Consider the following 12,512-nt stretch of genomic DNA (forward strand, 5'->3'; position numbering starts at 1 on the left):
CGTGGTTCGCCGCGCGACAGAATCAGGGCATCCGCCCTGTTTTTGGTCCGTCGATCAGTCGGCGACGCGGACGGGCTCGGGGACCTTGACGGTCCCACCCGGCCCGCCGTCGGTCTTCTTGTTCCCGGCCGCCGTCTCCGCGCGGTCTTCGTCGTCCGCGGCGGCGCGTCGGGTCTCTTCACGGAGCTCCGCGATGGCGGACTCGAAGTCCTCCAGCGAGTCGAAGGCCCGGTAGACGGAGGCGAAGCGCATGTACGCGACGAGGTCGAGCTCCTGCAGCGGACCGAGTATGGCCAGACCCACGTCGTGCGTGGTCAACTCGGCGCTCCCGGTGGCCCGCACGGCCTCCTCGACCCGCTGGCCGAGCTGGGCGAGCGCGTCCTCGGTGACCGGCCGCCCCTGACACGCCTTGCGCACGCCGTTGATGACCTTGATGCGGCTGAAGGGCTCGGTGACCCCGGAGCGTTTCACCACCATGAGCGAACAGGTCTCGACGGTGGTGAACCGTCGCGTGCAGTCCGGACACTGGCGGCGCCTGCGGATCGACGTGCCGTCGTCCGTAGTACGGCTGTCGACGACCCGACTGTCGGGATGCCTGCAGAAGGGGCAGTGCATGAACTCCCAACCCTCCTCACAGCAGACTCATGGGCCTCGCCGGATGTTCCGAACTCCGCGAAGCAGACCCCAGCATAGGCGATCGCCGAGGCTTCGCGGACCCGGGGGACCACAACTTCTGGGCCACCTCCGTAATCCAACCACTAGATGTGGGGATCGAGCCACATAAACACGCCGTACGCGCGCGTGTCGGCCCTCCCCACAGGGGCCCTCACGCGCCCGCACGGCCTCAGCGGGGCGATTCCACGTTCGATGCCGGAACGTTCCCTCCGCCCCGGCCCGCGAGGCCCGGGGCGGGACACGGCCGGACAGGGCGACGCTCTGAGGGCGTACGGGGATAGCGTGGGCGCGGCAAGGAGGGGCCGTGGGGCTCCGGGACGGGCGAGGCCCACACTCCGGCCCACCGGGCGCCCGGTGGCACGCCGGGCCGCGATACTCGAGGTCACAGACCGATCGGCGGAGCCTTCGGGCGCCGAGCCGCAAGCCCCTCCAGGGACCGCTCCGCCCGTCGGATCGAGCGTCAGCCATACACCCGGAATCCTGATCGAGTCAGCGGATCCACGTTTTTTCACTCGAACGTGTGTTTGGCGCAACCTTTCGAAAGCAACTACCGTTGTCCAGCCAGGGAGACCATCGAGAGGGGCCGACGTGACCACCACCGCAGACAGTGCCATCACTGCCCAGGACCGCTCCCAGGGCCGACTCGAGCCGGCGCATGCGATCAACGACATGAATCCCGAGGGGCACAAGCGCTCGCTGCCGGGCCGACCCCCTGGCATCCGGGCGGACAGCTCCGGACTCACCGATCGGCAGCGCCGCGTGATCGAGGTGATCAGGGACTCGGTGCAACGACGCGGCTACCCACCCTCCATGCGGGAGATCGGACAGGCGGTCGGCCTGTCCAGCACGTCCTCCGTCGCCCACCAGCTGATGGCCCTGGAGCGCAAGGGCTTCCTGCGACGCGACCCGCACCGCCCGCGCGCCTACGAGGTGCGCGGCTCGGACCAGGCGTCGTCGGCGCAGCCCACCGACACCGCCGGGAAGCCCGCCGCGTCCTACGTGCCGCTGGTCGGCCGGATCGCCGCCGGTGGACCGATCCTCGCCGAGGAGTCCGTCGAGGACGTCTTCCCGCTCCCGCGGCAACTGGTCGGTGACGGCGAGCTGTTCGTGCTGAAGGTCGTCGGCGACTCGATGATCGAGGCCGCCATCTGCGACGGCGACTGGGTCACCGTCCGCCGCCAGCCCGTCGCCGAGAACGGTGACATCGTGGCGGCCATGCTCGACGGCGAGGCCACCGTGAAGCGTTTCAAGCGGGAGGACGGCCATGTCTGGCTCCTCCCCCACAACGCGGCGTACGAGCCGATCCCCGGCGACGACGCGACCATCCTCGGCAAGGTCGTGGCGGTCCTGCGTCGCGTGTGACGGCCACAGCGGGCGGGCCCTGGGCACCGCATCGCTCCCTGACCGGGCCCCGGAACCTCTGCGCCGGTTCCGGGGTCCTGTGCTGTCCCGTGACCCCGCGCAGCGAGGGCGAAAGGGGCGGACGCCATCGACCGGCGGCCGCCCCTCCGCTCACTCGGTCCCGGTAGCGGCCTCCGTGTCGGCGTCGGTGTCGGTGTCGCCGCCCGTTCCGGTGTCCGTCTCCTTGCCGGTCTGAACGGCGGCCGCCGCCTCCGTCTGCTTCGCCACCGCGTCGATCGCCGCCAGCGACCTGCGGACCTGGTTACGGTCCGTGGTGTACCAGAAGTCCGGCAGTGACGCCTTCAGATAGCTGCCGTAGCGGGCCGTGGCGAGGCGCTGGTCGAGCACCGCGACGACGCCGCGGTCGCCGGACGCCCTGACCAGACGCCCGGCACCCTGCGCCATCAGAAGCGCGGCGTGCGTGGCGGCGACCGCCATGAAGCCGTTGCCGCCGTTCTCCTCGACCGCCTTCTGGCGGGCGCTCATCAGCGGGTCGTCCGGCCGCGGGAACGGGATCTTGTCCATGACGACCAGTTGGCAGCTGGGCCCGGGGACGTCCACGCCCTGCCAGAGCGAGAGCGTCCCGAACAGGCAGGTGCGCGGGTCCGCGGCAAAGTTCTTGATCAGCTCGCCGAGCGTCTCCTCGCCCTGGAGCAGGATGGGGAACTCCGGGATGCGCACGCGCAGTTCCTCGGCGGCGAGTTGGGCGGCGCGCATCGAGGAGAAGAGGCCGAGCGTGCGGCCGCCGGCCGACTGGATCAGCTCCGTCAGCTCGTCAAGCATGTCGCCGCGGTCGCCGTCCCGCGCGGGGCGCGCGAGGTGCTTGGCGACGTACAGGATGCCCTGCCGTGGATAGTCGAAGGGCGAGCCGACGTCGATGCCCTTCCACTGCGGGACGTCGTCACCCTCCGTCCCCTCGGGGGCGAGCCCGAGCGAGGCGCCGACACCGTTGAAATCGCCGCCGAGCTTCAGCGTCGCCGAGGCCAGGATCACGGAGCGGTCCGTGAACAGCTTCTCGCGCAGCAGCCCCGACACCGACATGGGGGCGACCCGCAGGGAGGCGCCGAAGCGGTCGTGGCGCTCATACCAGACGACGTCCCACTCCGATCCGTTCGCGATCCGCTCGGCCACGTCATGGACGCTCTCCACGGACGCCAGCGCCTGCTTGCGGACCGCGTCCTCGTCCTGGACGGACTTGTCGCGGGTCGCCCCGATCGCGGAGATCACCGCACGGCTGGCGTCACGCAGTGCCATCAGCGCGTACCCGAGGTCCTCCGGGATCTCCTCCAGGCGGCCCGGTAGGGCCAGCTCCATCAGCCGCTCGAAGCCCTCGGCAGCGGTCTGGAGCTGGTCGGCGGCCTTCTCGTTCACCAGCTTCGCCGCGCGGCGCACGGCGCGGTTGACCTGGCCGGGAGTGAGTTCGCCCGTGGCCACGCCGGTGACCCGGGAGACCAGTTCGTGCGCCTCGTCGACGATCAGCACCTCGTGCTGCGGAAGGACCGGGGCGCCCTCGATGGCGTCGATGGCGAGCAGCGCGTGGTTGGTGACGACGACCTCGGCGAGCTTCGCCCGTTCACGGGCCATCTCCGCGAAGCACTCGGCGCCGTAGGCGCACTTGGTCGCGCCCAGGCACTCGCGGGAGGAGACGGAGACCTGCGCCCAGGCCCGGTCGGAGACGCCCGGGGTCAGCCCGTCGCGGTCGCCGGTCTCGGTGTCCTGCGACCAGTCGCGCAGCCGCAGCAGGTCCTGGCCGAGCTTGCTGGTGGGGGCCGCTGCCTCGAACTGGTCGAAGAGGCCCTCCTCCTCGTCCTGCGGCATGCCCTCGTGGAGACGGTGCAGGCACAGGTAGTTCGACCTGCCCTTGAGCATGGCGAACTCGGGCCGTCGGCGCAGCAGGGGATGGAGGGCGTCGACCGTGCGCGGGAGGTCCCGCTCGACGAGCTGGCGCTGGAGCGCGAGGGTGGCCGTCGCCACGACGACCCGCTCCCCGTGCGCGAGCGCGGGCACGAGATAGCCGAGCGACTTTCCGGTTCCGGTGCCGGCCTGGACCAGCAGGTGGGAACCGTCGTCGATCGCCTCCGCGACGGATTCGGCCATGGTCACCTGGCCGGGGCGCTCCGTGCCGCCGACGGAGGCGACGGCAGCATGCAGGAGTTCGGGGAGTGAGGGCTTCGTCATAGCGCGACCACCCTACGGCCCGACACTGACAACGGGCCGATCAAGGCTGAGGCAGGGGGCGGGAGTCAGGACCGGGCGGTCCGGGCGGATGACCGAAGTGGACCGGTTGAGAGCGGAAAGGGGGCGGTACGGGGTCGCTACGGGCTCGCGACTGGGTCATTGCGGATTGCTCGGGTGCGGCGTTGAGCGCGGGGGCGCGAACCGGTCGGGTGGGGCAGGAAACGAATGGGTCCGGCGGGGGGAGGCGGGTCGGGAGAGGACAGGGCTGGAGGTGGCCGACGCCTGCGACCAGAGAGCAGCCGGGTCGGGGAATCCCCGAGGGCAGGGGGCAGGGGATAGGGGCAGGGTCCAGAGAGGACCCGGTAACGAAGGCGGGCGGGCCTGCGGGGGGGGGCGTGCGGAGAGACTCCGGGACGAGACGCGGAGTCCGGTGAGCCCGCAGTCCGGTGAGCACGGAGACCGGTGAGTGCGAAGACCGGTGCGAAAAAACTTTGCGGGTGGGGAACCACCGGGCACGGCCGCCCGTTTGACTCATTGCGACGATGCAATCGCACTGCGTCACAACAGATGCCGGAGGGCACGCTCTCGGATCATGAGGGCGGCGCGCTTGGCGGGGAGGTCGACCTCCGCCGAGTAACGGAACCCGGCGGTCAGGAACGCGGAGACAGAGGGGGTGTTGCGCAGGTCGGGTTCGGCGACGACTCGCGGGCAGGCGGGCCGATTGTCGAGGACGAGATCGGAAACGGCGCGGATCAGCGCGCCGCCCACTCCATGGCCTCGGTCGGCGGCGTCGCCGACGAGGAGATGGAGGCCCGTGTCGTGAGGCCGGGCGGGATAACACCGGGCCAGGGGGTCGAGGTCCGCGCGGTAGATCTCCCAGTAGCTCATCGGAGTGCCGTCCAGCACGCCGAGACACGGGACGCTGCGCCCGTCTCCGGACAACTGGAACCTGACATGCTCCTCGGTCGCCTCCGGAGCGCCGGCCAGTTCCCAGAACTCCGCGACGGCGGGGTCGTTCATCCAGCGGCTGATCAAGGGGATGTCCCGGTCGACGCGGACCGGGACAAGTTCGAAGGTGCCGAGGGGAGTTGAAACAGGGTCCCAGTGTGCGACGTGGTCGAGCAGGTCGTCGGAGGTTGTCGAGCTGGCCCCGGCGCGCGTGGAGCGGGCGCCGCCGATGAAACAACTCAACTCGGCAGAAGCCACGTTGAGGGAGGACACGTCGGGGTGTGCCGCGTCCGGGTGGGGCACGGTTGGGCCGGTCCCTCGGGGCGTACCTGGGTGGGTCTCTCGGGTACGAAGGTCGGCTGCTGCCTCGTAGAGGGTGAGGAGTTCGCCGGACAGACGCAGTTCGAGAGTCTCCTCGTTGCCCGTGCTTGCGCCGCCGTCAGGCACGGCCGTACAGGAGTCGGAGGCGATGGAAGGAGAGGTGGGAGGGGTGGAGTGCGGATCGACGGCGGCGTCGGCATCGGCGGGAGGCACGGCGGCGCTCCTCTCGGAAGGTGGGTCGGGACTGGGGTCCCCGAGTGAAAGGGCAGACGAATGACTGGAGTTGGAGACAGACGTCAGCAGTGGAGGGGGTTGGCGATGGTGACGTAGACGGACTGCGTCTCGACCGGGCCGACGAGTTCGTCCAGGCCGTGCAGCCGGGTCAGCAGGTTGGCCTTGCACCGCAGGACGGGTGAGTCGAGCAGGCGATCGGCGAGTGCGGTGCGGAGCCGGGCCGGGCCCGAGACGGCATCGGCGAGGAACCGACGGAATGCCGCGAGCAACAGCCGCTCGTCCGCCAGACGTTGGCTGCCGAAGGCACCGATGAGACCGAGGACGTTGTTGATCACGAGGTAATAGACGAAGCGTTCGTCGGTCACCGCGTCCGGGACGAAGGTGTCGCTCGCCAGGCCGATGCCGGGCAACTGGGCGTCGAGCCGGGCCCGATGGGACTCGCGGAAGTAGTAGCCCTGGTTGTCCCGGTACCGACCGCCCGCGGGCCAGCCGTCGGGGTCCAGCAGCACCAGGGTGTTCTGCTGATGGGCCTCCAGCGCGATGCCGGCCTCCGCGTCCAGCCACAGCACCGGTCGGACGACCTTCTCCAGGTAGCGCAGGAACCACTCGGCGGAGACGGCCCCTCGGGGACGTCCGGTGCGGAGGGCCAAGCGGGTCACCAGGTCGGCGAGCCGGGAACGCGGGGTGCTCCGGGACAGCTCCTGGCGTGCCCCCGTCGAGCCGGTCGAGGGTGCCGGTGGCAGGAGGGCGGTCAGGGCGGCGACGCACAGGACGTCGTCGGACGGGGCGAAGGGGTTGTGCCGGATCACCACGTCCAGTCCTGGTACCGGGTCACCGTCCGGGGTGTCGACGGCGAGCCAGGCCGGGTCACGGACGATGTCGAAATCCGGGTGGACGGAGTGCCATCGCGCGGCCAGACCTGAGCGCAGCAGGCGGTGGACCTCGACGCCCCGGTGCAGTTCCTTGCGGAGGTTCTCCCGGCGGGAGTTGGTGATCCGCACGGCGAGCGACAGTTTCAGCATCGCGGGGGCGCCCGAGCGGTGCACGGTACGGAGAGAGGAGGTGGGGTGCCAGGAGGGGCCGAGCGTACCCAGGTCACTCAGCAGACCCGCGTCGAACAGGGCCGCGATAGGCGGGCGCCGACGGACCTCGCGGAGCTGCCAGGGGTGGACGGGCAGGAAGACGTGACCGTCCGGGACCTGGTGCCCGATCGGGGCGCCGTCCAGCAGGAGGCGTTCGGTGAGTCGGGAGGCCGGGACGGGACGGCCGCGCTCCGTCCACGCGGAGTCCGACGCGAATACGGACGGGGCCACGGCGAGCCAGCTCAGCGGGAAAGACCCGCGCGATTCGGGCGAGTACCGAGCCGACTCGGCGTCGGAGAGGCCCTCGCGACTCTTCGGGGTCGGGTGGAGGGGGTGTCCGAGCAGGAGGGACTGTTCGGCGGAGAGGAAGCGGTCGGGGCCGTCGGCGGGGTGTTCCCGGCGGTCGGCGATGAAGGTGGTGGTGCGGCGGAGGGAGTCGGCGACCCGGGCGACCAGATCCGGAGTGGAGGCGGACGACCAGGCGGAGGGCGGGGTGGAGGTGGAGTCGGGAAGAGACACGGCCGTCTGCTGGGCGACCGTCGTCTCACGGGCGAGGAGGGCCGCGAGGGTGACGGCGTCGACCGGTGGTGACTGGCTGGGAGCACCGCTGAGCCGGGGTGGGCCGAAGCGGTGCACGCCGGTCGGGGACCAGTAGTGGACCGGGACCAGGAGAGCCGTGGCGCTGGCCGGGAGTTCGACGCGGAGCGGGTCGCCGTGCTCGGGCGCCGGCAGGTCCGTCTCGCGCACCCAGCAGCGCAGCAGGTTCTCGACGGCGGCGGCACCCGCGGCGGTGCTCGGGTCCGGGTCGGCCAGGAGATCCGTGGGGTGCGGGACCTCGGCGGGAGGCAGGAGTAGCTGGTGCTGTCCCGGCATCTCAAGCACCGTGGGGGCGGTGGGGGCAGTGGGGTCCGTGCTGGAGGTGGGAGCTGTGTTCAAGGAGGTTCCTAGCGATGTGGGGGGGGTGTCGGTGCGGAGGCGTTGGGGGCCGCGTGAGTGGGGAGATCCGCTCAGCTGAAAGGGGAGCGGGCGTCCGGAGCAGCCGGGGCGTGGGAGACGGAAGCCACCGCGTCGGCGAACCGGTCGAGGACGGCGGCGGCCTGCTCGTCGGTGACGGTGAGCGGAGGGAGGAGGCGTAGGACGTCGGCTCGGGGACCGTCGAGGCCGACGATCAGACCGCGTTCCAGACACGCCCGCTGGACGGCGACGGCCAGGCCGGGGTCTCCCTCAGCGCCGGGACGCGCGCGGAGCGAGTGGTGAGAGTGGTGAAAGGGGGTTGAGGTGAGGCGGGTGGCGGGAGCAGCGGGGGCGGCGAAGGTCTCGGTCGGCTCTGGCGTGGTGTCGGCTTCCGGGGGCCGAACCTCCACGTCGATCATCAGGCCCTGACCACGGACTCGCCGGATGCAGGAAAACTCGGCCCGCAGGGAGTCGAGTTGGCTGAGCATGCGGGCACCCAGGGCAGCCGCGCGGGTGGCCAGGCCGTGGGTGCGGACGTGGGCCAGGGTGGCGGCTCCGGCGGCCAGGGCGAGTTGGTTGCCGCGGAACGGGGCTGCGGGAGTGCCCGGTTGCTCGGTGTCGAGGGAGTCGCGGTGGACGACGACCGAGAGCGGAAGGCCCGCGGCGACGGCCCTGGAGAGGACCATCACGTCCGGGGTGATGCCGCTGTGGTCCACCGCCCAGAAGGCGCCGGTGCGGGCCACGCCGGTCCGGGTCTCGTCGGCGATGAGGGGGATGGACCGGGCCGCCGCCAAGTACCGCAGGTCGCGCATCCAGAAGTTGGGGGCCAGGACCGCGCTGCTGTTGTCGGGGTCGCCGCCACAGTCGCTCCCACCTCGCAGTGGGTCGACGAACAGGGCTGCCAAGGTGCCGAGTTGGGCGTCGGCGGGGTCGGCGCCACCGTAGAAGCAGAGTGCCACTGGGGTCCGGCCGGTGGCGGATCGGACGAGTTCGAGGGCGGTCTGGGTCGCCTGGGCGCCCGAGGGGGCGCAGAAGCGGACGCGCGCGCCGTCGGCGAGATCGGAGGGGAGGGTGCGGAGAAGCTCGGAGAGAAAGGCTTCCTTGACGGGGGTGGCCGACTCGGGGGCGTTCAGTGGGGCGTCGGAGGCGAGGGCATCGCGGATCGCCGCCAGGACGACGGGGTGGTTGTGGCCGAGGGCGAGGGTTCCGTCACCGGAGAGGCAGTCGAGGTAGCGGCGGCCGTCGGCGCCCTCGACGGTCAGGCCACGGGCACGGACCGGCACGATCGGCAGCGCACCGGCGTACCCCCGCGCCGCCGGTGTGCGCGGTGGCCGACGGGTCGGGTTCCCCGAGGAGTCGACCGGCGCGGGCCTGGACGCGGCGGCCATCAGGGGTCGGCTCGACCAGGTTCCGCGACCGGAGACCGGCGTGCTCCCACCGGGCACCTCGGCCCCACCCCGGGACCGAGCACCGCCCCGGCCCCACCTCGCACCCCGGCCTCACCTTCGTACCCAGGCCCGCCCTTTTCTCGGGCCCCGGCCCCGCTCCCGCGACCGGAGACCGCCTTGGCCCCATCTGGGACGTCGGCCCCTCCCCCACAATCCGAGACCGCCCCGGCCTCACCTCGGAGCGCAGCCACACCTCCGTCACCGAGCCCAGACTCACCCCCGGGCTTGCCCTGGCCTCCGGGCCCGGCCACACCTCCGGCATCAGGCCCGCCGTCGCCTCGGGCCCTGGCCCCGCCCCCTCCCCCAAACCCGGCCCAGCCCACACCCGCGCCCAAGCCCCCACCCACGCCCACACCACCGACCCCCGCCCCGGAGTCAACGTCAGCAGCAGAACCGGTCCATGGGTTCACGTCGGCGGCGGAACCAGTCCCGCTGCCAGGGGCAGGACTTGTCCAGGGCCGGGCAGGTGGGCCTCCCCGATACGTGGACTCGGCCACAGCTGCTGATCCTCCCGCCGTCCCTGAGCGAGCCGAGGTCTCGCAGGGGCCACGGTGTCTCCCGCCCCCATCCCCCACGCCCCGCTTCGCACCACCGTCGGGGACCGCGCATGCCAGCGCGCCCCCACCGCTAGCAACCCCGAACCATGAACCGGGTTACGGGTCACCTCGATCCTTGCCGAGCCTTTGACCGGCCGATGCGGCCGGTCTCCCCTCCCGCCGTGCTCCCGGCTGCCGTCTCCTGTCCCGGGGCGCCTGCTGGGGCGGGAGACGGGCTTGGCACTCTGGTTCCTGTTGTCCAGTCGAACGTCCGCAATCGAAGGGGAACCGAACGTGCCCGCCTCCCAAGGCCCTTCCCAAGGCCCTTCCCAGGGCCTTTCCCAGGGACCCTCCTATCGCCCCTCCCGCGACTCCTCCCAGACCCCCTCCCAAGGCCCCTCCCACGCTCACTCCCCAGATGCCTCTCACGACTCCTCGAAGGACACCGCACCCGACACCCGCGAAAGGTCCGGCGGATCCGCCCGCTCCGCCGGATCCGTCGCCCCCGGCAGCTACTTCGAACGCATCGATGAGATGCGCTTCAAGCCGACCCCGCACGCGGGCGGCGCCTGGAACGCCGACGAGCAGCACTTCAGTCCGCTGGGCGGGCTCGTGGCCCATGTCCTGGAGGAGCACGCGGCGGCGAGCGGGCAGGGGCTGGTGGTCTCCCGGATCAGTTACGACATCCTCGGGCGGCTCGGGCTCGACGAGTGCGAGATCGAGGTGGAGACCGTGCGGCCGGGCCGGACCATCTCGTTGGTCGAGGCCGTCGTGCGGATCGGCGGGCGGCCGGTGGTCAGGGCTCGGGCGTGGCTGCTGGCCGAGTGGGACACCGGTGCCGTCGCGGGCGGGTCCGACGCGCGTCTCACGCCACCCGGGGAACTCGATTCGTGGCGCATGTCCGAGCTGTGGCCCGGGGGTTACATCGCCTCGGTCGACGTCCGGCCGGTCGGCGCGCCCACCCCGGGCCGGACGACCGCCTGGATCTCGACGCCGCTCGATCTGATCGCGGGCGTGCCCGTGGGGCCGCTCGCCTCGTACCTGGCGCTCGTCGACACGGCCAACGGGATCGCCGTGCGGCAGCCGCCGACGGAGTGGATGTTCCCGAACGTCGATCTGACCGTCCATCTGCACCGGCGTCCGACCGGGTCCTGGACGGGACTCGACACGACCGTCACCTGGGGCCCGGCCGGGCAGGGGCTGACCAGCACCGTGCTGCACGACGTGCACGGCCCGGTCGGCCGCGCGGAACAACTCCTCACCGTACGACCGCTGTCGGGCAGCGGTGGCTGACCTGAGAGGTGACGGGGCCAGGGGGTGACTGAGCCGACCAAGGGGTCCATGAGTGCGTCGGGACGCCCGTAGCCGAACCGTTGCGGTTCCGTGGGAACGCCCCCACAGCCACCGCATAGTCTGTGATGCCGTTCGACAAGGACAGCCTCGGAACCGAACATCTCAGGGGGACTCACAGCATGCGATCCACCAGGCCGTCTCTGGCCGTCTTCGCGCTCGCCTCGGTGCTGGCGTTGACCGTCACCGCGTGCGACTCGGGTGACACCACCGCGGACGGCCGGGCCTCCGCCTCCGCGAGCGCCGCCGATACCGACAGCGACGGCAAGATAAAGATCCCGGACGACATCCGGGACAAGCTCAAAGAGCACGGGATCGACATCGACAAGTGGAAGAACGGTGCCTGGAAGAACTGGGACCGGGACGACTGGCTGCGGGAGGCGGACCAGTTCGTCAACCCCATCATCAAGAACCTCTGGAACCCGGACCGGATGCGGGACGCCGAGGACCCGGACCAGCGCGTCGACACCAACGATCTGTCGGGCGACCAGGGCGTGACCGACCCGACGCCCGCCGCGGTGGCCGCGCGGGCCGTCGCGCCGAGCTACCACGCCAACGCGGCCACCGCGGGCAAGGTGTTCTTCGACTCCCCCGAGGGCACGATGGTCTGCTCGGCGACGGTGGTCGCGGACCCGGCGCATCCGGGCAAGTCCAACCTGGTCTGGACGGCGGGGCACTGCGTGCACGCGGGCAAGAAGGGCGGCTGGTACCGCAACGTCGCCTTCGTGCCGTCGTACAACGACGCGGGCCGTACGGCGGCCCAGTTGGAGAACGCCACCCGGGAGGAGGTCGCTCCGTACGGCGTCTGGTGGGGCGACGGCGCGCAGACCTCGCAGCAGTGGATCTCCAAGGGCGGCGCCACCGGGGGCGACGGTGCCTCGTACGACTTCGCCGTCATCCACGTGACGCCCGAACAGGGCGGCGACGGCAAGTCGCTGGAGGAGACGGTGGGCGCGGCCCTGCCCGTGGACTTCAACGCCCCGGCCGTGCCGAAGGTCTCGACCGTCACCGCGACCGGCTATCCGGCGGCGAAGCCGTTCGACGGGCAGAAGCTGTACCAGTGCCAGGACAGGCCGGGACGGCTGTCGATCGCCACGTCGGACCCCACGATGTACCGCATCGGCTGCACCATGACCGGCGGTTCCTCCGGTGGCGGCTGGGTGGCGACGGGGTCGGCCGGCAAGCCCGCGCTGGTCTCCAACACCTCAATAGGCCCGGTGACTTCGGGCTGGCTCGCCGGACCGCGCCTGGGCGACGTGGCCAAGAGCGTCTACGAATCGGTGAGCGGGAAGTTCGCCGGACAGTGACCCCACGGCGAAGCGCCCGACCGGCGAACCCCGCTGAGGGTTCCCGATCGGGCGCTTCGTAGGGGACGACTACCCTTC

Annotated in this window: 8 protein-coding genes; 3 read left to right on the plus strand and 5 right to left on the minus strand. The window is 71.5% G+C overall.

The window, feature by feature from the left end; translation table 11 throughout:
- Positions 1-54: 54 nt before the first annotated feature.
- Entirely contained in the window at positions 55-615 is a 561-nt protein-coding gene (gene nrdR / locus GA0115242_RS25025) for a transcriptional regulator NrdR (protein ID WP_093832189.1), read from the minus strand.
- Positions 616-1,263: 648 nt separating this feature from the next.
- On the opposite strand from nrdR, the gene lexA reads away from it, so the two are divergent.
- Complete coding sequence (lexA, locus tag GA0115242_RS25030) at positions 1,264-2,037, plus strand: transcriptional repressor LexA (RefSeq protein ID WP_093832191.1); 774 nt, start codon at positions 1,264-1,266, stop codon at positions 2,035-2,037.
- A 150-nt stretch (positions 2,038-2,187) separates the two neighbouring features.
- On the opposite strand, the gene GA0115242_RS25035 is transcribed toward lexA, so the two are convergent.
- The 4 genes from GA0115242_RS25035 to GA0115242_RS25050 form a co-directional block, all read right to left on the minus strand.
- Positions 2,188-4,254: an ATP-dependent DNA helicase gene (locus GA0115242_RS25035; RefSeq protein ID WP_237549290.1), complete on the minus strand. Its 2,067-nt coding sequence runs from the start codon at positions 4,252-4,254 to the stop codon at positions 2,188-2,190.
- A gap of 558 nt (positions 4,255-4,812) precedes the next feature.
- The gene (locus GA0115242_RS25040) at positions 4,813-5,736 is read right to left on the minus strand and encodes a GNAT family N-acetyltransferase (RefSeq protein ID WP_093832193.1); all 924 of its coding nucleotides are present in this window, start codon (positions 5,734-5,736) and stop codon (positions 4,813-4,815) included.
- Positions 5,737-5,819: 83 nt separating this feature from the next.
- Positions 5,820-7,712, minus strand: coding sequence for an IucA/IucC family protein (locus GA0115242_RS25045; RefSeq protein ID WP_093832195.1), 1,893 nt, complete (start codon positions 7,710-7,712; stop codon positions 5,820-5,822).
- 134 nt (positions 7,713-7,846) lie between these two features.
- Entirely contained in the window at positions 7,847-9,181 is a 1,335-nt protein-coding gene (locus tag GA0115242_RS25050; protein ID WP_093832197.1) for an aminotransferase class III-fold pyridoxal phosphate-dependent enzyme, read from the minus strand.
- Between the two features lie 1,130 nt (positions 9,182-10,311).
- On the opposite strand from GA0115242_RS25050, the gene GA0115242_RS25055 reads away from it, so the two are divergent.
- Both GA0115242_RS25055 and GA0115242_RS25060 read left to right on the plus strand, forming a co-directional pair.
- On the plus strand, positions 10,312-11,070 hold the full coding sequence (locus tag GA0115242_RS25055) for a thioesterase family protein (RefSeq protein ID WP_093832199.1): 759 nt from the start codon (positions 10,312-10,314) through the stop codon (positions 11,068-11,070).
- 179 nt (positions 11,071-11,249) lie between these two features.
- Positions 11,250-12,434 (plus strand): trypsin-like serine peptidase, encoded by a 1,185-nt coding sequence (locus tag GA0115242_RS25060; RefSeq protein WP_093832284.1) that lies wholly within the window; start codon positions 11,250-11,252, stop codon positions 12,432-12,434.
- Positions 12,435-12,512 lie beyond the last annotated feature (78 nt).

The organism is Streptomyces sp. SolWspMP-5a-2 (assembly GCF_900091845.1).
GTDB lineage: Bacteria > Actinomycetota > Actinomycetes > Streptomycetales > Streptomycetaceae > Streptomyces > Streptomyces doudnae.